The 22,566-nt window shown below is 70.8% G+C and carries 18 protein-coding genes and 1 pseudogene; 18 read left to right on the top strand and 1 reads right to left on the bottom strand.

The window, feature by feature from the left end; genetic code table 11:
* Positions 1-50: 50 nt before the first annotated feature.
* The 12 genes and pseudogenes from mraY to ASD11_RS05365 all read left to right on the top strand — a co-directional run bounded on the left by mraY (position 51) and on the right by ASD11_RS05365 (position 11,667).
* Entirely contained in the window at positions 51-1,115 is a 1,065-nt protein-coding gene (gene mraY / locus ASD11_RS05310; protein ID WP_056284244.1) for a phospho-N-acetylmuramoyl-pentapeptide-transferase, read from the top strand.
* Positions 1,115-2,563, top strand: coding sequence for a UDP-N-acetylmuramoyl-L-alanine--D-glutamate ligase (gene murD / locus ASD11_RS05315; protein WP_056284247.1), 1,449 nt, complete (start codon positions 1,115-1,117; stop codon positions 2,561-2,563). The genes mraY and murD overlap by 1 nt, the downstream gene beginning before the upstream one ends.
* Complete coding sequence (ftsW, locus tag ASD11_RS05320; protein ID WP_056284250.1) at positions 2,560-3,780, top strand: putative lipid II flippase FtsW; 1,221 nt, start codon at positions 2,560-2,562, stop codon at positions 3,778-3,780. The genes murD and ftsW overlap by 4 nt, the downstream gene beginning before the upstream one ends.
* A 3-nt stretch (positions 3,781-3,783) precedes the next feature.
* Positions 3,784-4,890 (top strand): undecaprenyldiphospho-muramoylpentapeptide beta-N-acetylglucosaminyltransferase, encoded by a 1,107-nt coding sequence (murG, locus tag ASD11_RS05325; protein WP_056284253.1) that lies wholly within the window; start codon positions 3,784-3,786, stop codon positions 4,888-4,890.
* On the top strand, positions 4,887-6,296 hold the full coding sequence (murC, locus tag ASD11_RS05330; RefSeq protein WP_056284256.1) for a UDP-N-acetylmuramate--L-alanine ligase: 1,410 nt from the start codon (positions 4,887-4,889) through the stop codon (positions 6,294-6,296). The genes murG and murC overlap by 4 nt, the downstream gene beginning before the upstream one ends.
* Positions 6,293-7,018 carry a cell division protein FtsQ/DivIB gene (locus ASD11_RS05335; protein ID WP_056284259.1) on the top strand — a complete coding sequence of 242 codons (726 nt, stop codon included), beginning with the start codon at positions 6,293-6,295 and terminating at the stop codon, positions 7,016-7,018. The genes murC and ASD11_RS05335 overlap by 4 nt, the downstream gene beginning before the upstream one ends.
* A 203-nt stretch (positions 7,019-7,221) precedes the next feature.
* Positions 7,222-8,163: pseudogene (gene ftsZ / locus ASD11_RS05340) on the top strand (cell division protein FtsZ); the annotation flags it as partial.
* A gap of 258 nt (positions 8,164-8,421) precedes the next feature.
* Complete coding sequence (locus ASD11_RS05345; protein WP_056284263.1) at positions 8,422-9,150, top strand: polyphenol oxidase family protein; 729 nt, start codon at positions 8,422-8,424, stop codon at positions 9,148-9,150.
* Positions 9,147-9,848: a YggS family pyridoxal phosphate-dependent enzyme gene (locus tag ASD11_RS05350; protein ID WP_056284266.1), complete on the top strand. Its 702-nt coding sequence runs from the start codon at positions 9,147-9,149 to the stop codon at positions 9,846-9,848. The genes ASD11_RS05345 and ASD11_RS05350 overlap by 4 nt, the downstream gene beginning before the upstream one ends.
* A gap of 61 nt (positions 9,849-9,909) precedes the next feature.
* On the top strand, positions 9,910-10,410 hold the full coding sequence (locus tag ASD11_RS05355; RefSeq protein WP_056284269.1) for a cell division protein SepF: 501 nt from the start codon (positions 9,910-9,912) through the stop codon (positions 10,408-10,410).
* Between the two features lie 3 nt (positions 10,411-10,413).
* Positions 10,414-10,704, top strand: a complete 291-nt coding sequence (locus ASD11_RS05360) for a YggT family protein (protein WP_056284271.1) — start codon at positions 10,414-10,416, stop codon at positions 10,702-10,704.
* A gap of 135 nt (positions 10,705-10,839) precedes the next feature.
* Positions 10,840-11,667 carry a DivIVA domain-containing protein gene (locus tag ASD11_RS05365; protein ID WP_056284273.1) on the top strand — a complete coding sequence of 276 codons (828 nt, stop codon included), beginning with the start codon at positions 10,840-10,842 and terminating at the stop codon, positions 11,665-11,667.
* Positions 11,668-11,724: 57 nt separating this feature from the next.
* Here the strand turns inward: ASD11_RS05365 and ileS are convergent, their stop codons facing one another.
* A complete protein-coding gene (ileS, locus tag ASD11_RS05370; RefSeq protein ID WP_056284277.1) occupies positions 11,725-14,946 on the bottom strand; it encodes an isoleucine--tRNA ligase in 3,222 nt (1,073 codons plus the stop codon).
* A 281-nt stretch (positions 14,947-15,227) separates the two neighbouring features.
* Between ileS and ASD11_RS05375 the strand changes: the two genes are divergently transcribed.
* The 6 genes from ASD11_RS05375 to ASD11_RS05400 all read left to right on the top strand — a co-directional run bounded on the left by ASD11_RS05375 (position 15,228) and on the right by ASD11_RS05400 (position 22,500).
* Positions 15,228-15,629 carry a TraR/DksA family transcriptional regulator gene (locus ASD11_RS05375; RefSeq protein ID WP_056284280.1) on the top strand — a complete coding sequence of 134 codons (402 nt, stop codon included), beginning with the start codon at positions 15,228-15,230 and terminating at the stop codon, positions 15,627-15,629.
* A complete protein-coding gene (locus ASD11_RS05380; protein WP_235503247.1) occupies positions 15,602-16,159 on the top strand; it encodes a signal peptidase II in 558 nt (185 codons plus the stop codon). Before ASD11_RS05375 ends, ASD11_RS05380 begins: the two co-directional genes overlap by 28 nt.
* Complete coding sequence (locus tag ASD11_RS05385; RefSeq protein ID WP_056284284.1) at positions 16,156-17,091, top strand: RluA family pseudouridine synthase; 936 nt, start codon at positions 16,156-16,158, stop codon at positions 17,089-17,091. Before ASD11_RS05380 ends, ASD11_RS05385 begins: the two co-directional genes overlap by 4 nt.
* A 63-nt stretch (positions 17,092-17,154) precedes the next feature.
* Entirely contained in the window at positions 17,155-18,375 is a 1,221-nt protein-coding gene (locus ASD11_RS05390) for a pyridoxal phosphate-dependent aminotransferase (protein ID WP_056284288.1), read from the top strand.
* Positions 18,376-18,460: 85 nt separating this feature from the next.
* Positions 18,461-19,756, top strand: coding sequence for a hypothetical protein (locus ASD11_RS05395; protein WP_056284291.1), 1,296 nt, complete (start codon positions 18,461-18,463; stop codon positions 19,754-19,756).
* Positions 19,753-22,500: a hypothetical protein gene (locus tag ASD11_RS05400; protein ID WP_156464603.1), complete on the top strand. Its 2,748-nt coding sequence runs from the start codon at positions 19,753-19,755 to the stop codon at positions 22,498-22,500. Before ASD11_RS05395 ends, ASD11_RS05400 begins: the two co-directional genes overlap by 4 nt.
* Positions 22,501-22,566: the final 66 nt, after the last annotated feature.

Here is a 22,566-nt window from a genome sequence, read left to right on the forward strand (position 1 = left end):
CTGATCCGCCCCGCGACCCCGCTCCCGCACGCCCGACCCGAGAGGACCCGATGCTCGCCATCCTGATCGCCGGTGCGTTCGCCCTGCTGGGAACGCTGCTCGGGACCCGGCTGGCCATCCGGCTGCTCGTGGCCAAGGGCTACGGCCAGCTCATCCGCGACGACGGACCCACGTCCCACCACATCAAGCGCGGCACGCCCACGATGGGCGGCATCGTCATCATCCTGTCGGTGCTCGTGGCCTACTTCCTGGCCAAGCTGATCACCGGCTACGCGCCCAGCGCGTCGGCGCTGCTGCTGCTGTTCCTGTTCGCCGGGCTGGGTGCCATCGGCTTCCTGGACGACTACATCAAGATCTCGAAGCAGCGCAGCCTCGGCCTGCGGAGCAAGGCCAAGATGGTGGGCCAGGTCCTCGTGGGCCTCATCTTCGCCGTCCTCGCCATCGGCTGGGAGGACGAGAACGGCCGCACCCCCATCACGCACGCCATCTCGTTCACGCGCGACCTCCCCGGGACCGAGATGCCCACGATCCTGCTCATCATCTGGGTCCTCGTGATGATCGCCGGAGCCAGCAACGGCGTGAACCTCACCGACGGCCTCGACGGTCTCGCCACCGGCGCCTCGATGATGGTCTTCGGCGCGTTCGTCATCATCAACATCTGGCAGAGCAACCAGAACTGCGCCACCAGCCCCGGCCTCAAGTGCTACGAGGTGCGCGACCCGCTCGACCTCGCCGTCGTGGCCTCGGCCATCACCGGCGCCTGCTTCGGCTTCCTCTGGTGGAACGCGTCCCCGGCCAAGATCTTCATGGGCGACACCGGCTCGCTGTCCCTCGGCGGGGCGCTCGCCGGCATGGCGCTCATGACCCGCACCGAGCTGCTGCTCGTGGTCACGGGCGGGCTGTTCGTCGCCATCACGTTCTCGGTGATCCTCCAGGTGGCGTACTTCAAGGCCACGGGGGGCAAGCGGATCTTCCGGATGGCACCGCTGCAGCACCACTTCGAGCTGCTCGGCTGGGCCGAGATCACGATCGTCGTCCGGTTCTGGATCATCAGCGGCCTGTGCGTCGCCACCGGTCTCGGCATCTTCTACTGGGACTGGGTCGTCGGCGTCTGATGCGGGATGTGGGCGGCCTGGGTCGGCACGGTTCCTGGGACGGCGTGCGGGCGCTCGTGACGGGCTTCGGCGTGAGTGGCTTCGCCGCCGCCGACACCCTCCAGCACCTGGGGGCCGACGTGACGGTCGTCGACGAGCGTGCGCCCGGCGACGACCGACGACGTGAGGAGGCGACCCTCCTCGAGACGTTGGGCGTCGACCTGCGTCTCGGGCCCGGATCCACCACCACGCTTCCCGACGGGCTCGACCTCGTCGTCACCTCGCCGGGCTGGGCTCCCACCACGCCCGTCCTCGGGCAGGCGCTCGCCTCCTCCGTCCCGGTCTGGGGCGAGGTGGAGCTGGCCTGGCGGCTCCGCGACCACGACGCACCACCGTGGCTCTGCATCACCGGGACCAACGGCAAGACCACCACCGTCCAGATGCTCGACGCCATCCTGCGCGCCGCCGGCCTGCGGTCCGCTGCGGTGGGCAACGTCGGACGGCCCGTGCTCGAGGCCGTCATGGACCCGGAGCCGCTCGACGTCCTGGCCATCGAGCTCTCGAGCTACCAGCTGCACTGGAGCTCCTCCATCGCGGCGGAGTCCGCTGCCGTGCTGAACCTCGCGCCCGACCACCTCGACTGGCACGGCTCCATGGATGCCTACCAGGCGGCCAAGGGCAAGGTCTACGAGGGCGTCCGGCGGGCGTGCGTGTACAACGTCGAGGATCCCGCCACGGAGGCGCTCGTGATGGAGGCCGACGTGCAGGAGGGCGCCCGGGCCATCGGCTTCACCCTGGGGCCGCCCGGACTCAGCATGCTCGGCGTGGTCGACGGCGTCCTGGCCGACCGCGCCTTCGTCGAGGACCGGCGCACCAGCGCGGCAGAGCTGGGCTCGGTCTCCGACCTGGCCGACCCGGCGCCCCACCAGGTCCAGAACGCCCTGGCCGCCGCCGCCCTCGCGCGCGCCCACGGCGTCCAGGCCGGGGCGGTCCGCGACGGGCTGCGCACCTTCCGGGCCGGGCCGCACCGGGCGGCCGAGGTGGCCGCGGTCGACGGCGTCCGGTACGTCGACGACTCCAAGGCCACCAATGCGCACGCCGCCGAGGCGTCGCTCCTCGGCGTCGAGTCGGCCGTCTGGATCGCGGGCGGGATGGCCAAGGGTGCCCGGTTCGACGAGCTAGTCGAGCACACGCGCGACCGCCTGCGGGGAGCCGTCCTCATCGGGGCCGACCGCGAGCTCGTGGCCGAGGCGCTGCGGCGACACGCGCCGGATGTGCCCGTCCTGGAGGTCGACGGCGGCGAGGATGGGTTCATGGACCGTGTCGTGCAGGCAGCCCGCTCGATGGCGCGCGCCGGCGACACCGTGCTGCTCGCCCCGGCGTGTGCCTCCTTCGACCAGTTCCGCGACTACGGAGCACGGGGAGACGCCTTCGCGGCCGCCGTCCACCGGCTCGAGGCCCGCGGATGACGGCCACCACCGAGCGCCAGGCACCGGCGTTCGTCGAGGCCCTGCGCCGCACCATGGAGCGGCCGCTCGCGTCCTACCAGCTCGTCCTCGGCTCCACCGGGCTGCTCCTGGGCCTGGGGCTCATCATGGTCCTGAGCGCCAGCTCGGTCCTCGCGCACCAGCTCTACGACAACCAGTTCGCCATCGTCGAGCGTCAGCTGCTGTTCGCCGTGGCCGGTCTCGGTGGCGCGTACGTCGCGTCGCGCATGCCCGTGGCCACGATGCGCCGGTTCATCACGCCCGCGCTCGTCATCAGCGTCCTGCTCGTCGCGGCCACCTTCGTCCCCGGCGTCGGCATCGAGGTCAACGGCAACCGGAACTGGATCCCGGTCGTCGCGGGCTTCCAGCTGCAGCCCTCGGAGTTCGCGAAGCTCGCTCTCGTGCTGTGGATCGCCCACCACTACGCGGGCCGGGTGAAGCGCCTCAAGGAGCCGCGCCTCATCCTCATGCCGATGCTGCTCGTGGCGGGCCTCATCGCGGCGCTCGTCGTGGCGCAGAACGACCTCGGCACCGCCGCCGTCCTGTTCGTCATCATCGTCGGGATGGCCTGGGTCGCGGGCCTGCCGCGGCGCTGGATGACCGGCATGGTCGTCGCCGTGGGCGTCATCAGCGTGTTCTTCGTGGCCACCGCTCCGCACCGCGTCGTGCGTCTCTTCAGCTTCCTCAACCCGAGCGCCGATCCCGAGAACGCCGGCTACCAGGCCATCCACGCCATGATGGGCTTCGCCCGCGGCGGGTTCTGGGGCGTCGGGCTCGGCGGCAGCCGGCAGAAGTGGGGCACCCTGCCCGAGGCCCACACCGACTTCATCCTCGCGATCATCGGCGAGGAGCTCGGGCTCGCCGGCACGCTCGTCGTGCTGGTTCTCTTCTCGCTGCTCGGCGTGGCGGGTGTCCGGATCGCCACCCGCTCGCGCGACCCGTTCGTCCGCTTCGCCGCGGCCGGCATCACGATCTGGATCATGGCCCAGGCCGTCATCAACATCGGCATGGTGCTCGGCCTGCTGCCGGTCATCGGCATCCCGCTGCCGCTCGTCTCCTACGGAGGCTCGAGCCTCCTGGTCACCCTCGTCAGTGCCGGCCTGCTGCTCAACTTCGCCAGCACGGAGCCCGGCGCCAAGCGTGCGCTCGCTGCCGGAAGGCAGCGGCGGGCCCGCCGCACCGCCGCCAGGAGGCGATGACCGGTGCGTGCCCTGCTCGCCGGCGGCGGCACGGCCGGTCACACCTCGCCGCTGCTCGCCACCGCTGCCGTCCTGCGCGACGCCGGCCACGACGTCGTGTGCCTCGGAACCCCGCGGGGTCTCGAGGTCGACCTCGTCCCCGCCGCCGGCTTCCCGCTCGAGCTCGTGCCGCCGGTCCCGCTGCCGCGCAGGCCCGGCAAGGCGCTGCTGCAGGTGCCGGGCCGCCTGCGTGCTGCGGTCAAGGCCACCCGTGGGGTCGTGGAGCGGACCCGCCCCGACGTCGTCGTCGGCTTCGGTGGCTACGTCTCGGTGCCGGCCTACCTCGTGGCGCGGCGCCTGCGCATCCCGCTCGTCGTGCACGAGGGCAACGCCCTGCCCGGCATCGCCAACAAGCTGGGTGCCCGTCTCACCTCCTTCGTGGCCACGAGCTTCCCCGACACCGACCTGCCCCACGCCGCCTACGTGGGCCTGCCCATCCGCCGCGAGATCTCGGGTCTCGACCGCGAGGCGCTGCGGGCCGAGGCACGGGCGTTCTTCGGGCTCGACGCCGACCGCCCCACGCTGCTGGTCACGGGCGGGTCGCAGGGTGCGCGGCGCATCAACCTGGCTGTGTCCTCCGCCGCCACCGACCTCGCCGAGGCCGGGGTGCAGGTGCTCCACGCCGCCGGTCGGCCCGAGGAGGCCAAGGTCGAGCGGGTCGCGGGACGGCCGCCCTACGTCGTCACGTCCTTCATCGACCGCATCGACCTCGCCTACGCCGCGGCCGACCTCATCGTGTGCCGTGCTGGCGCCAACACCGTCACCGAGGTCGCAGCCGTGGGGCTCCCGGCGGCCTTCGTGCCGCTGCCCATCGGCAACGGAGAGCAGGCCCTCAACGCCCATCCCGTGGTCCAGGCCGGCGGCGGGCTCCTCATCGACGACGCCTCGCTCACGCCCAGCTGGGTCACCAACGTCCTCGTGCCCCTCGTGACCGACGCCGGGCGGCTCGGCCTCATGGCCGCAGCGGCCTCCGACATCGTGCGCCGCGACGCCGACGAGCGTCTCGCCGCCATGGTCGTCGAGGCGGCCGCCGCGGGACCCCGACGCGGGCGCAAGGCGCTGGGCCGATGAGGGTCGCGATCCCCGACGTCATCGAGACCCCCGACCTGATCGGCCGGGTGCACCTCGTGGGCATCGGGGGAGCCGGACTGTCGGCCATCGCCCGGCTCCTCGCCCAGCAGGGGGTCGTCGTCTCGGGCAGCGACGCCCAGGCGTCTCCGCTCCTGGAGTCTCTCCGCGCCGAGGGCATCACGTGCTTCGTGGGTCACGCGGCCGCGCAGGTCGCCGACGCCGACACGGTGATCGTCTCCACCGCGGTGCGCGAGGACAACCCCGAGGTCGTCGAGGCCCGTCGTCGTGGTCTTCGCCTCTGGCCCCGCTCGGCCGGCCTGCGCTCGGCCATGAGCGGGCACCGCACCGTCGCGGTCGCAGGCACGCACGGCAAGACCACCACCACGGCGATGCTCACGTGCGCGCTGCAGTCGGCCGGTGCCGAGCCGTCGTTCGCCATCGGCGCCCAAGTGGCCAGCCTCGGCACCAACGCGGCCATCGGCACGGGCGAGCTGCTCGTCGCCGAGGCCGACGAGAGCGACGGTGCCTTCCTCGTCTACTCGCCCGACGTCGCCGTGGTCACCAACGTCGACGCCGACCACCTCGACACGTGGGGGAGCGAGGAGGCCTATGCCGAGGCCTTCGTCGAGTTCGTCGGCACCGTCGGCACGCTGCTCGTCGTCAACGTCGACGACCCAGGCGCGGCCGCCCTCGTGCCCGTCGCCAGGGACCGCGGCCTCGACGTCGTGACGGTCGGGCTCACCACGCCGCACGCCGACGTGCGGGCCACCGACCTCGTCGTCGACGGCACCCGCACCACCTTCACCGCGGTGGAGCCCTCCGAGCAGGGTCAGCGTGTCGAACTCGCCGTGCCGGGCGCCCACTATGCGCTCGACGCCCTGCTGGCGTGGGCCGTGGGCCGCCGGCTCGGTCACGACTCCGAGGCCCTCGCCGCGGGACTCGCGCGGTACACGGGTGCCCAGCGCCGCATGGAGCGTCTGGGCGAGGAGCGCGGTGTCGTGGTCTACGACTCCTACGCGCACCACCCCACGGAGATCCGCGCCGACCTCGCCGCCGCGCGCGCCGTCGCGCAGGGCCGTCGCCTCGTCGTGGCCTTCCAGCCGCACCTCGTCAGCCGCACCCGTCGCCACGGCGCGGAGATGGGTCAGGAGCTCGCGGCCGCCGACCTCGTCGTGCTGGCCGACCTCTACCTCGCCCGCGAGGACCCCGACCCCGAGGTCACGTCGGGGCTCGTCCTCGCGTCCGTCGTGGGGACGCCTGCCGAGGCGGGCGGACCCGTCGACACGCTGGCCGAGCACCTGGTGCCGCTCCTGCACGAGGACGACCTCCTCCTCACCCTCGGAGCGGGCGACATCACCACGGTGGGGCCGCGCGTGCTGGAGCTCCTGAGGTCCGGTCCGGCGTGAGCGAGCAGCGCTTCGAGCGCCGACGCAAGGGAGAGCGACGCCGGCGCGTCCTGCGCGTCGCCGTGCCGGTGCTGGCCCTCGTCGTCCTCGGCGGACTGGTCTGGGTCATCTGGTTCTCGAGCCTCCTGGCCGTGAAGGACGTGAAGGTCGAGGGGCTCAGGACGCTCAGGACCGCCCAGGTGGAGCGCGTGGCCGACGTGCCGGCCGGACGGCCCATGGCCCGCCTCGACGCGGTCGGCATCGAGGAGCGCCTCGCCCGGATCTCGCGCGTGGAGGAGGTCGAGGTCAAGCGTTCATGGCCCGGCACCGTGCGCATCGTCGTGACCGAGCGCCAGGCCGTCGCCTGGGTGCGCGAGGGCCAGGAGGTCCGTGCCGTCGACAAGTACGGCGTCGACTACCGCGTCCTGGCCAAGGAGCCGCAGCACCTCCCTGAGGTCCGGGTCGCCGCGGTCGACGCCCGACGGCGCCAGCAGGCCTTCGAGGCGGCGGCCGGCGTGGTCGTCGACCTCCGGGCCAACGGTCCCGACGTGCTGCGCCAGGTGCAGCACGTCGAGGCGGCCACCAAGGACTCGGTGCTCCTGGACCTCACGAAGGGTCGCGAGGTCATGTGGGGGAGCGTGGCCGACGCCGACGAGAAGATCACGGTGCTGCGCGCGCTCCTGCGCATCAAGGCGGCCCGGTACGACGTCAGCGCGCCGGAGCAGCCCACCACGCGCAAGTGAGCTGAACGCCCTTCCTGCCCACCGGCGTGTCGCGTGGGACGTGAGGGACACGGACCGTACCGTCGACGTAGCGGAGGTTGACATAACTATAAACCTCCACCTCAGGGTTAGAGTTTCCGACCCACCACTGTTCTTGAGAGCCACACCTCGCGGCACCACGCTCTTCAACACCAATCTTTGAATCCCCAGGGGAAGGCACACCGATGGCGGTCCAGAACTACCTCGCCGTGATCAAGGTCGTCGGCATCGGCGGCGGCGGCGTCAACGCGGTCAACCGCATGATCGAGGTCGGGTTGAAGGGTGTCGAGTTCATCGCCATCAACACCGACGCGCAGGCGCTGCTCATGAGCGACGCCGACGTGAAGCTCGACGTCGGACGCAACTCCACGCGCGGCCTCGGCGCCGGCGCCAACCCCGAGATCGGCAAGCTCGCCGCCGAGGAGCACGCGGAGGAGATCGAGGCCGCCATCAAGGGCGCCGACATGGTCTTCGTCACCGCGGGCGAGGGCGGCGGCACCGGGACCGGCGGCGCGCCTGTCGTGGCCCGCATCGCCCGCTCGCTCGGCGCGCTCACCATCGGTGTCGTCACCCGCCCGTTCACGTTCGAGGGCCGTAGCCGCTCCGGCCAGGCCGACGCCGGCATCCAGGCCCTCCGCGAGGAGGTGGACACGCTCATCGTCATCCCCAACGACCGGCTGCTGTCCATCAGCGACCCCAACGTGAGCCTCCTCGACTCCTTCCGCCAGGCCGACCAGGTGCTCCACCAGGGCGTCTCGGGCATCACCGACCTCATCACCACGCCGGGTCTCATCAACCTCGACTTCGCCGACGTCAAGTCGGTCATGTCCGACGCCGGATCGGCGCTCATGGGCATCGGCTCGGCGCGCGGCGAGCACCGTGCCGCGGTCGCGGCGGAGATGGCCGTCTCCAGCCCGCTGCTCGAGGCCTCCATCGAGGGCGCGCGCGGCGTGCTGCTCTCCATCGCCGGCGGCTCCGACCTCGGCCTGCTCGAGATCAACGAGGCTGCCGGTCTCGTGCAGCAGGCGGTCGACCCCGACGCCAACATCATCTTCGGTGCCGTCATCGACGACGCCCTCGGCGACGAGGTCCGCGTCACCGTCATCGCGGCCGGCTTCGACGGCGGGCAGCCCAAGGCCCGCGACCGCTCCCAGCCCGTCCTGCTCAACAAGGAGCAGCGCGCCTCCGCTCCGGCGGCCCCGGCGGCTCCGGCGGCGGCTCCTGCTCCGGCGGCGCCCGTCCCCACGGCCGACGACTACCTGAGCAAGCCCGACCCGCACCTCGACGGTCCCAGCACGGTCACGCCGGAGCCGCAGCCCGCCGAGTACGGCGACGACCTCGACATCCCCGACTTCCTGCGCTGAGCACCCTCGTAGGCTGGGACCGTGTTCTGGTTCCGTGAGTCCCTGCCCGGTGTGGAGATCGCGTTCACGGACCGGGCGGGCGGCTCGAGCGAGGGGCCCTACGACTCGCTCAACCTCGGCAGTGCCGGGGGAGACAGCATGGCCAACGTCGTCGCCAACCACGCGGCCGTCGCGCGCGAGCTGGGGGTGGAGGGACTGCACTCCATGTCCCAGGTCCACGGCTCGCTCGTGGTCGAGGCGGACACGTTGCGCGCGGACGGCTCCGGGACCGTGCCCGAGTGCGACGCCCTCGTCAGCACCGTGCGCGAGCTGGGTCTGCTCGTCCGGGTCGCCGACTGCGTCCCGGTCCTGCTGGCCGACGTCGACGCCGGCGTGGTCGGAGCGGCGCACGCCGGCCGGGTCGGCATGGTCGGTGGTGTCGTCGAGGCGGCGGTGGAGCGGATGACGGCCTCCGGTGCCGCTCGGATCCGGGCCTGGGTGGGCCCGCGGGCGTGCGGCCGCTGCTACGAGCTGCCGGAGGAGATGGTGGCCGCGGTCGAGGCAGCCGTGCCGGGCACCCGGTCGGTCACCCCGTGGGGCACCCCGGCGGTCGACGTCGGCCTCGGCGTGGTCTCCCAGCTCAAGGCGCTCGGTGTCGAGGTCCACGACGTCGGCGCCGACGTCTGCACCATCGAGGACGAGCGCTTCTTCTCGTACCGACGCCAGGGATCGGCGTCAGGACGGTTCGGCGGCGTGGTGGTGCTGCGATGAGCCGACGCGACGAGCTGGAGCAGAACCTGGCCGCCGTCGAGGCCGACGTCGCCCAGGCCTGCCGTGAGGCGGGCCGCTCGAGGGACGAGATCACCCTCGTCGTCGTCACCAAGACCTACCCGGCCTCCGACGCCGTCGCCCTCTCGGCGCTCGGTGTCCACGACGTGGGCGAGAACCGGCACCCGGAGGCGGGCGACAAGGCCGAGGAGGCAGCGCAGCAGGGAGCGGACCTTCGGTGGCACTTCCTGGGGGGCCTGCAGACCAACAAGGCCGGCGCCGTGGCGCGCTACGCCGACGTCGTGCACAGCGTCGACCGGGCCAAGCTGGCCCGCTCGTTGTCGCGTGGGGCCGAGGCGGCGGAGCGTGAACTCACGTGCCTCCTGCAGGTCGACTTCGACCGCTCCGACCCCGGTCGATCGGGCGCGGCACCCGCCGACGTCCGCGCTCTCGCCGACCTCGTGGCCGAGCTGCCGCACCTCACCCTGGGCGGCCTGATGACCGTCGCACCGCTGGGAGAGGCCCCGCGGCCGGTCTTCGACGAGCTCGTCCAGCTGTCCCGGACGGTCCGCCAGGACCACCCCGGGGCCGTCGCCGTGTCGGCGGGCATGAGCGGCGACTTCGTCGACGCCGTCCATGCCGGCGCGACACACCTGCGAATAGGGCGCGCGGTGCTGGGTGAGAGGCCCAACACCCGGTAATCTCACGAGTGGAATTCACTCGTGCACCAGCTGGTGCACGTCGGACGTACGGGAGAGCCTCATGGCTGGCGCAATGCGAAAAGTAGGCGAGTACCTCGGCCTCGTCGAGCAGGCCGAGCTCGACGAGTACGACGACGAGATCACCGGACCCGTGCCCTCGGTCCGCGAGGACGTGCCCGAGCGCGCCCCGGCCGTGCGCCCGGTGGCCAGCATCGACGAGCGCCGCCCCCGTCCGGTCCGCACCGAGCTGCGCGAGGCGCGTCAGAGCGTCTCCGAGCGCGCCGTCACGCGCATCGAGACGGTCACGCCGCGCACGTACAACGACGCCCGCACGGTCGGCGAGCACTACCGTTCCGGCGTGCCCGTCATCATGAACCTGTCCGAGATCGACTCCGACGACGCCAAGCGTCTCGTGGACTTCTCGGCCGGTCTCGTGTTCGCCGCGCACGGCAAGATCACGCGGGTCACCGAGAAGGTCTTCCTGCTGTCCCCCCACGACGTCGACGTCACCGATGAGGACAGGCAGCGCATCGCCGCGGGCGGCTTCTTCAACCAGAGCTGATCGATGGAACTCGTCGGCAGCCTGCTCATCACGCTCTGCTGGATCGCGATCGTCCTGCTGCTTGCGCGCTTCGTCGTGGACTGGGTCCAGTTCTTCGCCCGGTCCTGGCGACCCGCCGGGTTCGTGGCCGTCGTGTGCGAGGGCCTGTACACCGTCACCGACCCGCCGCTGCGCTCCATCCGCCGGGTCATCCCTCCCATCCGCCTCGGTGGCACCATGCTCGACCTCTCGCCCATGGTCCTGCTGATCGGTCTCTACATCCTGCTGGCCATCATTCCGGCCATCTTCTACTGAGCGATCCAGCATCTTGGTCTGGCGTTCCTGGGTCCGCACGACACCAGGGGGACGCCTGTGGCAGAAGTGAACTGCGACCGAGTACCGTGGGTCCCACCCAAGTCCCAGTGACTACTCCGAACACGAGGTGAACTCATGCCGCTCACGCCCGAGGACGTGCGGAACAAGCGCTTTACGCCCGTCCGTCTCCGCGAGGGTTACGACATGGGCGAGGTCGACCAGTTCCTCGACGAGGTCGAGGCCGAGCTCGAGCGACTGACCGTCGAGAACGACGAGCTCCGCGCCAAGGTGGCCGCTGCGTCCACCGGCGAGCCCACCGGGCTCATCCCGGCCGTCGTTCCCGCCGCCGAGACCGCGCCCCAGCCCGCCGTCCAGGAGAAGGCCCCCGAGCCGGAGCCCGAGCCCGAGCCCGAGCCCGAGCCGGAGCCGGTCAAGGCCCCCGAGCCGGTCGCCGTCGCTCCCACGCCTGCTCCCGCCCCGCCCACGGTCAGGCCCACGGTGGGCGAGGCATCCGGTGCCGCCGCCCGTCTGCTGGAGATCGCGTCGCAGAACGCCGATCAGCTGATGGACCAGGCCAAGGAAGAGGCCGACCGCATCGTCGGTGAGGCTCGTTCCACGGCCGAGCGCCTCACCAACGAGTCGCGTGGCAAGGCCGACCGCCTCGAGACCGACGCCCGCATCCGCGCGCAGAAGCTCGACGACGAGACCAACGAGCGTCGCCAGCAGGCCGTCGCGGCCATCGAGCGCGAGCGCTACGAGATCCAGCGGGAGGTGGAGCACCTCCGGGCCTACGAGCGCGAGTACCGCGCGCGTCTGAAGAACTACTTCCAGAGCCAGCTCGACCAGCTCGCGGCCAACGAGAACGGCACCACGCCGGCCACGGCCCAGGCTCCGGCCGACGCCTCGCCGCGTCGCCTGCGCTCGCTGCTCGGCGACGAGGACACGTCGAACCAGTCCATCTGAGTCGCTCCGGACACACGAAGGGCCCGTCACCTCACGGTGACGGGCCCTTCGTCCTGCTCAGGCCTTGGCGACCTGGACGAACGCCGTGGCCTCGGCGACGTCGATGCTCGTGCCGTCGGAGACCTCGCCGACGGTGAACGTCGTGGCGAGGGTCTCGGCGGTGATGAGGTCGGCGTGGGTGCGAGCCGCTGCGAGCGCCTGCTCGCTGCCGCCCACGGCCAGGCTGATGCGGTCGGAGACCTCGAGCCCGGCGTCGCGGCGCGCCTGCTGCACGCCCCGCACGATGTCGCGTGCCACGCCCTCCGCTGCGAGCTCGGGCGTGACCGTGGTGTGGAGCGCCACGAACCCGCCGCCCGGCAGCACGCTGATGGCCACGTCGTCGGACGAGGTGGCCACCTGCTCGAGCGTGTACTCGCCCTCCACGAGCGCGATGCCGCCGGAGGTCACCACGCCGTCGGCGTCGAGCGACCAGTCGCCCGTCTTGGACCCCTTGATGGCGGTCTGGACCTCCTTGCCGAGCCGCGGACCCGCCACGCGGGCGTGGACGGTGAGGCTCGACGACAGCCCGTGGGCTGCGGCCTCGTCGGACTCGACGTCGATGAAGCGCACCCGCTTGAGGTTGAGCTCACCGGCCACGATGTCCTCGAAGCCGTGCAGGAGCGCAGGGTCGGGAACCGCGACGTCGAGCGACGTCAGGGGCAGGCGTACTCGAAGTCCGGCTGCCTTGCGCAGGGCCGATCCCGCCGAGCACACCTCGCGCACCGCGTCCATGGCGGCGACGAGGGTGTCGTCGGCGGGCAGGGCGTCGGCCTGGGGCCAGTCGGTGAGGTGCACCGAGCGCCCGCCGGTGAGGCCGCGCCAGATCTCCTCGGTGGTGAGCGGCAGCAGCGGAGCGACGACGCGGCACACCGTCTCGAGGACGGTGTGCAGGGTGTCGAACGGCTGGGGCGAGGTGCCGTCCCAGAACCGCTCGCGAGAGCCGCGGATGTACCAGTTGGTGAGCACGTCGAGGAACACCCGCGTGGACTCGCACGCCTCGGCGATGGCGTAGGAGTCGAGGTGGTCGGTCATCTCCCGCACCCACTGGCCCAGCTTGGCCAGGACGTACCGGTCGAGGGGGTCCTCGAGCGCCGACGCGTCACTCACGGCCTGCGCCTCGTGACCCGCCAGGTTGGCGTACAGGCCGAAGAACGACCAGCTGTTCCAGAGCGGGATCATGACCTGGCGCACGCAGTCGCGGATGCCCTGCTCGGTGACGACGAGGTTGCCGCCCCGCAGGATCGGCGAGGCCATGAGGAACCAGCGCATGGCGTCGGCGCCGTCGCGGTCGAAGACCTCGGAGACGTCGGGGTAGTTGCGCAGCGACTTGCTCATCTTGTTGCCGTCCGAGCCCAGCACGATGCCGTGGCTGATGCAGGCCTCGAACGCGGGCTTGTCGAACAGGGCTGTCGCCAGGATGTGCAGCGTGTAGAACCAGCCGCGGGTCTGACCGATGTACTCGACGATGAAGTCGGCCGGGAAGTGGTCGTGGAACCACTCGGCGTTCTCGAACGGGTAGTGCACCTGGGCGAACGACATGGAGCCGGAGTCGAACCAGACGTCGAGCACGTCGGGGACACGCCGCATCATCGACTGCCCGGTGGGGTCGTCGGGGTTGGGGCGCACGAGGTCGTCGACGTAGGGGCGGTGGAGGTCGGGGACCACGCCGTCCTTGCTGGGCACGCGGCCGAAGTCGCGCTCGATCTCCTCGAACGAGCCGTAGACGTCGATGCGCGGGTAGGCCGGGTCGTCGCTCTTCCACACCGGCACGGGGGAGCCCCAGAAGCGGTTGCGGGTGATGGACCAGTCGCGGGCGTTCTCGAGCCAGCGGCCGAACTGACCGTCCTTGATGTGCTCCGGGACCCAGCCGATCTGCTGGTTGAGCTCGAGCATGCGCTGCTTGACGGCCGTGACCTCGACGAACCACGACGAGACGCCCTTGTAGATGAGGGGCTCGCGGCAGCGCCAGCAGTGCGGGTAGCTGTGGTCGTAGGTCTCACGACGGATCAGGAGCGTGCCCGGGGTGACGGGTCCGGTCCCGTTCTTGAGGTCGTCGATGATGGGGGCGTTGGCGTCGAAGACGAGCATGCCGGCGTAGGCGTCGACGGGAGCGGTGAAGCGGCCGTCCTTGCCCACGGGCATGACGGGCTCGATGCCCTCGCGGTCGGTGACCTCCTTGTCGACCTCGCCGAAGGCGCCGGCGCTGTGGACCAGGCCCGAGCCGTCGGTGGTGGTGACGGCCTCGTCGGCGGCCACGACGCGGAAGGCGTTCTCGTGGTCGGCGTAGTAGGTGAACGGGGGAGCGTAGGTGAGACCGACGAGGTCGGCACCCGTGCCGCGCCAGACCACCTCGGGGTCGTCGCCCAGCTCGCGCGCGTAGGCACCGAGGCGGGCCTCGGCGAGGATCAGCCGGTCGTCGCCGTGCTGCACGGTGACGTAGTCGATCGTGGAGCCGACCATGACCGCGAGGTTGCTGGGCAGGGTCCACGGCGTGGTGGTCCAGACGACGACCTTGCTGCCCTCGTGCTCGCCCGGGGTGGTGACGGTGAAGCCCACCGTGACGGCCGGGTCCTGGCGGTTCTGGTAGACGTCGTCGTCCATGCGGAGCTCGTGGTTGGAGAGGGGCGTCTCGTCGTTCCAGCAGTAGGGCAGCACGCGGAAGCCCTCGTACACGAAGCCCTTGTCGTAGAGGCTCTTGAACGCCCAGATGACCGACTCCATGTAGTCGGGGTTGAGCGTGCGGTAGTCGTTCTGGAAGTCGACCCACCGTGCCTGGCGGGTGACGTACTCCTCCCACTCGCCGGTGTACTTGAGCACCGAGGCACGGCAGGCGTCGTTGAACTTGTCGATGCCCATCTCGACGATCTCGTCGGTGGTCTTGATGCCGTTGAGGCGCATGGCCTCGAGCTCGGCGGGCAGGCCGTGGGTGTCCCACCCGAAGCGTCGCTCGACGCGTCGTCCGCGCATCGTCTGGTAGCGCGGCACGACGTCCTTGACGTAGCCCGTGAGCAGGTGGCCGTAGTGCGGGAGGCCGTTGGCGAACGGGGGGCCGTCGTAGAAGACGAACTCGTTCTCGCCGGACGGGCCGGTCTCGCGCGCGTCGATGCTCGCCCGGAAGGTGTCGTCGGACTTCCAGTACGCGAGGACGCGCTCCTCGATGTCGGGGAAGCGCGGGGTGGACGGCACACCGCTGCTGCGGTCGGGATCGGTGAGTCCGGTCTGGACCTTGGGGTACGTCATGGGGTGCTCCTGCGTCGTCGTCCGTGTCGAGGACGACCCCACAGGGACCGCGGTACCACCTCGGTTGCCGCTGCCGATGACTCGGCGGTGACCACTCGTATGCAGGCTGTGACGGGCCGGCCCGTCCGGTTCTACTGGGGGCCCGGGGAGGGTCCTGTTCTTCCGGAGGCTCGCCGCTGATGACGGCTCGAACGCTGTGCCGCAAGAGTACCGCGAGTTCTCAGGAAACCTTGCGGCGGTGCGCGTTTGCACGGGTGCCCCCGCGGGTCTAGTTTTCTCGCATGTCGAAGACCACCATGGCCGTCCGGGCTGATGAGAAGCCCTGGACCGCCGCCGAGACCAAGGCCGTCCGAGCCGAGCTGGAGGATGATCTCGTCCGGCTCCGCAAGGAGCTCGACCTCTCGGCCAAGGAGCTTCAGGACCTGTTGCGTGACGGCGTCGACGGCGCCGGCAACGACCAGGCCGACGTCGGCTCCAAGGGGCTCGAGCGCGACGCCGAGCTCTCCCTCGCCGCCAACCAGCAGGAGCTGCTGCAGCAGACCGAGCGTGCCCTGCGCCGCCTGGGCGACGGCACGTACGGCGCCTGCGAGTCCTGCGGGGAGCCCATCGGCAAGATGCGGCTCCAGGCTTTCCCCCGTGCGACACTGTGCATGACATGCAAGCAGCGCGAGGAGCGTCGCTGAGCCCTGACGGCGACGACGAGGTCACGGGGTCGCTGGGTCGACCCCGGATCGGCCTGTTCGTCCTGCTCGCCGTGATCGTCTACGTCGCGGACCAGGTCACCAAGGTCCTCGCCGTGGAGCGCCTGGCCGGGCGTGAGCGCGTCGAGCTGCTGCCCGACGGCCTGCTGAGCCTCACGTTCTTGCGCAACCCGGGCGCCGCCCTCGGCCTCGGTGCGTCCATGACCGTCGTGCTGAGCCTCGTGGCCGTGGTGGTGTGCGTCTTCGTGGCGCGGGCCGCCAGCCGCCTGCGCGACGTCGGCTGGACCGTCGCCCTCGCGCTGCTGCTCGGCGGTGCCGTGGGCAACCTGACCGACCGCATCGTGCGCGAGCCCGGCGTGCTGCGCGGTCACGTCGTCGACTTCATCGACTACAACGGCTTCTTCGTGGGCAACGTCGCCGACATCGCCCTGACCGTCGCGGCGGTCCTCATCATCTGGCGCACCTGGCGCGGCGTGAGCCTCGACGGGACGCGCGAGGAGGAGACGTCATGACCGAGATCCTCGAGCGCAAGGTCTTCTCCGTCCCCGAGGGGCTGGCGGGGGAGCGCGTCGACGCCGCCCTGTCGCGCCTGCTCGGCCTGTCCCGCACGCGGGCCGCCGAGCTCGTGGCCGCGGGGCTCGTGGAGCTCGACGGCCGTGTGCCGCAGAAGTCCGAGCGCGTCGAGCCCGGCTCGATGCTCGAGGCCTCCATCCCCGCCCCCCGGCAGGCCGTCGTGGTCGCCGAGGAGGTCGAGGGCATGCGCGTCGTGTTCGAGGACGACGACTTCGTCGTGGTCGACAAGCCTGTCGGCGTGGCCGCGCACCCGAGCGTCGGGTGGACCGGCCCCACGGTCGTGGGCCATCTCGCCGGCGCCGGCGTCCGCATCTCCACCTCGGGCGCCTCCGAGCGCCAGGGGATCGTGCAGCGTCTCGACGTCGGCACGAGCGGCCTCATGACGGTGGCCAAGTCCGAGCAGGCCTACAGCGTGCTCAAGCAGGCCTTCCGCGACCGCACCGTCGACAAGACCTACCACTCGCTCGTGCAGGGCCACCCCGACCCGAGCGTCGGCACGATCGACGCCCCCATCGCGCGGCACCCCAAGCACGACTTCAAGTTCACGGTGCGCTCCGACGGCCGGCCCAGCGTCACGCACTACGACACGCTCGAGGCTCACCGCTACGCCTCCCTGCTCACCATCAAGCTCGAGACCGGCCGCACCCACCAGATCCGCGTGCACATGAGCGCACTGCACCACCCCTGCGTCGGCGACCTGCAGTACGGCGCCGACCCCACGCTCGCCCAGCGGGTGGGGCTCGAACGACAGTGGCTCCACGCAGTGCGCCTGGGCTTCGCCCACCCGCGCACCGGCGAGTACGTCGAGTTCGAGAGCCCGTACCCCGACGACCTCCAGAGCGCCCTCGACGTCGTCCGCGCCCTCGACTGAGCTGCGCCGTCCGTCGCCCGTGGCCCGGCACTCCCGCCGGGGGGCTTCTGGAAAGATGGGGGCATGTCCACCGTGCGCCAGAGCGAGAAGCTGAGAGACGTCCTCTACGACATCCGAGGACCGGTCAGCGCACGAGCCGCCCAGCTCGAGGCCGAGGGTCACCGGATCCTCAAGCTCAACATCGGCAACCCGCAGCCCTTCGGCTTCGACGCTCCCGCCGAGATCCTGCAGGACGTCATCGCCGGCCTGCCGGGCTCGGCCGGCTACTCCGACTCGCGCGGCATCCAGTCCGCCCGCCGCGCGGTCGTGCACCACTACCAGCTGCAGGACGGCTTCCCCGACATCGACATCGACGACGTCTGGATCGGCAACGGGGTCTCCGAGCTCATCCAGATCGCGCTCCAGGCGCTGCTCGACAACGGCGACGAGGTGCTGATCCCCGCACCGGACTACCCGCTCTGGACGGCGGTCACCAACCTGGCCGGTGGTGTCCCGGTGCACTACCGGTGCGACGAGGACAACGGGTGGAACCCCGACCTCGAGCACCTCGAGGCGCAGATCACGGACCGCACGCGCGTCATCGTCGTGATCAACCCCAACAACCCCACCGGCGCCGTGTACTCGCGCGAGACGCTGCAGGGCATCGCCGACCTGGCTCGCAAGCACGACCTGATCCTCATGGCCGACGAGATCTACGACAAGATCCTCTACGACGACGCCGTGCACGTCCCGCTCGCGAGCGTGGCTCCCGACGTCCTGACGCTCACGTTCAACGGCCTGTCCAAGGCCTATCGGGTGTGCGGCTACCGGGCCGCGTGGCTCGTGGTCACGGGCCCGCTGGAAGGTGCCCAGGACTACCTCGAGGGCATCACGCTGCTGTGCTCCATGCGGCTGTGTCCCAACGTCCCGGCCCAGAACGCCATCCAGGTCGCGCTCGGCGGCTTCCAGAGCATCAAGGACCTCATCCTGCCCGGCGGACGGCTGCTCGAGCAGCGCGACACCGCGGTGTCCGAGCTGCGCAAGATCCCGGGGGTGAGCGTCGTGGCGCCCCGGGGCGCGCTGTACGCGTTCCCGCGCCTGGACCCCGAGGTGTACCCGATCAAGGACGACCAGAAGCTGGTGCTCGACCTCCTCCTGCAGGAGAAGATCCTCATCACGCAGGGGACCGGGTTCAACTGGCCGTCGACCGACCACCTGCGCATCGTCACCCTGCCGTGGGCGAGGGACCTCTCCGACGCCATCCAGCGTCTCGGCGGGTTCTTGAGCACGTACCGCCAGGACTGATCGGCGGCGCTCGGGCGGGCCGACGCGCCGACGTCGTCGAGTGCGGCTACTCTTTCGGTCCATCAGGCATGGACTCGGGGGAATCATGGGAACGATCGACCGCAGGACGCTGCTGGCCGGCACGGCAGCACTCGCACTCACGGCTTGCGGCGGAGGCAAGGGCGGCTCGCCCGAGGCCACCGCCACCAAGGGCCCCAACATCGTCAAGCCCGAGGCCGGCAACGTCGTCACGCCGGCCGACACGGCGGCCCTGCGCAAGAAGCTCAACGCCGCGTTCAAGACTCGCGACGTCGAGCAGCTCGTCGGTGTCATCGACGCCGAGGACTACTCGCTCGATGACGTCCGCAAGCGGTGGACCCGGCGGTACGAGAACTTCGATCGCATGGGCGTCGTCGACGGTGAGTGGTACGTCGGCGTCCCCAGCGGCCGCACGCGCAACGGGGCCGGCGGCAAGGTCGAGTACAGCGGCAACCTCGTGTTCTCGCACCGCATCAAGGACTGCGACGGACAGGACGTCGTCGAGAGCTATCGCGCCGACTTCCGCAAGAAGACCGAGGACGCACCCCTGGAGCTCCTGCGCATCGGCGACGCCGACTCCTACTTCGACCCCTCGTTCTGGGACGTCGCCGACGTCGACGTCATCGAGGGCAAGCACTCCATCGTGGGCTTCCGGCTGCAGGACGCCGCCAAGGCCAAGCGGTACGCCGCCACGATCGACGCCGGCGCCAAGCGCGCCTTCGACACCATGCCCGATCCGGGAGGCGTCACGAAGGTCTTCTACGCACTCACCTGGAAGGCCGTCGACGGCAAGCTGTGGGGCGGGGTCGGCACGAGCGAGGCCGACGCCCACGCGTACCGGCACCCCTTCCTCGACCCGCAGGAGCTGGCCGCCGGCCAGAAGAAGCCCTCCACGGCCAAGGGCGTGCCGCTCGGCACGGGCCGTGTGGGACTGCACGAAGGCTCCTTCACGCGCTCCGACTTCCCGCGCGTCACCACGCACGAGGCGGTCCACGTGCTGGCCGACCAGTGGGGAGACGGCTCGCCGCCCATCTGGGTCATCGAGGGCCTGGCCACGTGGGGCGAGTACGGCAAGGACGCCCTCCTGGCCGAGCACGGCGGCCTGATCCGCTCGGGCTGGAGCCGGTTCGAGAAGGTCGCACCGAAGGAGTACGAGGCGTTCCACGACCCGTCGGTCGAGACGATCGCCTACAAGTCCGGGGGAGCGGTCTTCGCCTACCTCGAGGACACGGGAGGTCGCGACGCCGTGTACGAGGTCGCGTCCACCTTCTACGGCAACCAGTCCCGCCAGGAGGCCGCCCGGAAGCTGGGCCGCTCCGAGAAGGACCTGCTGGCCGCCACCAAGAAGTGGCTGCGCGCATGAGGCGCGTCGCCGCTGCCCTCGTCGCAGCCACCCTCGTCCTCACCGCCTGCACGGGTGGTGGCGACGACAAGAAGGCCGACGGCCCGTCGTTGCCTCTTCCGCCCAAGGCGCCCTCGGCCCGCGGTCCGGCCACCGGCCCGGCCCTGGAGGCCAAGGTCCTGCTGGCCTCCACCGACGACCTCGAGGAGCAGGCCGGCGCACTCGACACCGCCCAGGTCGACCGCCGTTCCGGTGCCTTCGTGAGCGGTTCCAAGGTCGTCGGCTACTCGGTCGACAACGTGTCCGGCTACGACCTGAGGTCGGGGGAGAAGCTCTGGACCGCCAAGCTCGATCTCGGCGGCGGCACCGTGTGCTTCACCTCCCAGCCCGACCGTGCCGTCAAGCAGCTCACCGTCGTCTACGGCGAGTCGGGCTTCTGCTCGGACGTGGCCACCATCCGGGTCTCCGACGGCAAGGTCCTGAAGAAGTCCGACCGTCTCAACGGCATGGTGCAGTTCCAGGGCGAGGGCGCCGGCGGCAGCGTCAACCACCTGTTCACGGTCAAGGGCAAGGACTACCTCGTCGACATGCGCGGCGTCGTGTGGGTCATGAAGAAGGACGGCCAGCCCGACCCCGTCGCCAAGCTCAAGGCCGACTCGTACTTCGGCCTGCTCCCCACCCCGGGGAAGGACGTGCTCATCGGGTCGCGGCTCGGCAGCAACCCCACCTGCATGGTCGACGCCTACGAGCTGCCCTCGTTCGAGCCCATCTGGACGCAGGACAACGCCACGCTCTTCCCCGAGGCCAAGCAGGACTGCGTCATCTCGGCCGCGAAGGGCAACCCCTCCTGGCTGGCCCAGCAGGTGGGTACACGTCAGTACCTCACCCAGGTCGACCCGAAGACCGGCAAGGTCCTGGGTCGCGCCGATGGCCCCACCCAGAACGAGGGGCCCACCCCGGCCGGTCAGCTCGACGTGGCGAGTGCTGCCCTGCACCTCGACACGACCCTCGGCCTCCCCGACGGCGACATGGTCTTCGCGCAGGCCAGCGGCATCTCGCGCTACTCCCTCGCCGACAAGAAGATGCTGTGGGACCTGGACCTCGGCCAGCTCGAGCTCAAGTCGGACCAGGAGTACCCCCTCACCGACGTGCTGCCCCAGGGCGTCACGAAGGACGGCTACCTCGTGGCCTCGGTCAGCAACAACACCGAGGCCGAGGTCGTGGCCGTGAACGTCAAGACCGGCAAGCTGGTCGGCCGCTGGGCCGTGCCCGAGGAGTACCGCAACGGCTTCCAGGTGCAGCCAGGACTCACGCTCTTCGGCGACGGGGTCGTGCTCACCCGCAACTTCGAGCGCTGGGAGTTCGAGTTCGCCGACTACAAGGACGTCAAGGAGCCCGAGGGCGACCGCTACGACATCGGTGTCTTCACGTTCCCGAAGCCCCAGAAGGCCAAGGCCGGTGTCGTCGCGACCGCCGGTCCCACCGACACGGAGGCCACCGCCCTCGCGGGCCTCAAGACCACGGACCCCGAGGTCGATCGCGGGGCCGGCGCGTTCACGACCGGGTCCGAGGTGGTCGCCTACGGCCAGAACGTCCTCACGGCCTTCAGCACGAAGGGCAAGAAGCTCTGGTCCTCCACCGTCGCCGACGACCCTGCTGCGCGCGTGTGCGCTGCGCCCACGCCCGACAAGAGCGTCAAGACGTTCACGGTCGCGGTGCGTCCGGGCGAGGGCAAGCCCTGCTCGGAGGCCATCCGCTACGACGCCTCCAGCGGCAAGATCCTGGCTCGCGCGAGCGCTCCCAGCAAGGAGCGCCAGTGGAGCAGCGTCCGGGTGCACGACGGTGCCGTGCTCGTCATCGACGCCAAGGGCGTCGTGAGCAGCTGGAAGGACGGGAAGCTGGCCCAGAAGGCCAGGATCAAGAACCCCGTCTACACCTGGGAGACCACCCCGGAGGACCCCGACCTCGTGGTCACCACCTCGAGCATCAAGGGCGGCAAGGACTGGACGGTCGACGCCTACCGCCTGCCCGATCTCGACCCGGTGTGGTCCACCACGGCCTCCCGCATCTTCGGCTCGGTCGACCCCAGGAACACGGTCACCTCCTGGCGGGGCAACCCGCTGTGGATGTCCACCACGTACGGTGACGTGTCCGACACGGACGCCAAGGTGCGCGACGTCCTGGTGCAGCTCGACCCGGCCACGGGCAAGGTCGCTGCCACCACCGGCAAGGTGCTGCGCGACTACCTGGCCGACGACCTGAAGAAGTTCTCGCTCACGGCCACGAGCTCCGCCGGCTACGTCACGGCCGGGTTCGACGACGGGTCCGTGGTGCTTCCGCAGAGCAAGGGCGTCGTGCGCTACTCGCTGAAGGACAAGAAGGCGCTGTGGGCCACCGACACCAGCTCCATCATGGCCTCGCTCGAGCGTGAGCGGGGGCAGGCCGCCTCGGCCTCACCCACGTTCCAGCTCATGGACGGCGGCAAGACGGTCCTCGTCACGCTGGCCAACGACACGAGCGTGGAGCTCATGACCCTGAAGGCGTCCGACGGCAAGATCACCGGCCGCTGGAAGGTCCCGGCCAAGGCTCGCAACGGTCTCCAGACCAGTCCGGAGACCGTCCCGTTCAAGGGCGGCGTCGCGCTGGTCCACTCGGACTACTCCTGGGACTACGCCTACGGCCCGTCGGCCACCCGCAAGCCTCCCAAGGACCAGCGCTACGACGTCGGGCTGTTCGGGCTCGGCTCCTCGAAGAAGGACGACTAGACCCTCGGATGATCGAAAAGTGTCGGTCGGGTGAGGCAGGATGTCGTCGTGAGTGTTCCTGAGTGG

This window comes from Aeromicrobium sp. Root495 (assembly GCF_001426755.1).
Classification (GTDB): domain Bacteria; phylum Actinomycetota; class Actinomycetes; order Propionibacteriales; family Nocardioidaceae; genus Aeromicrobium.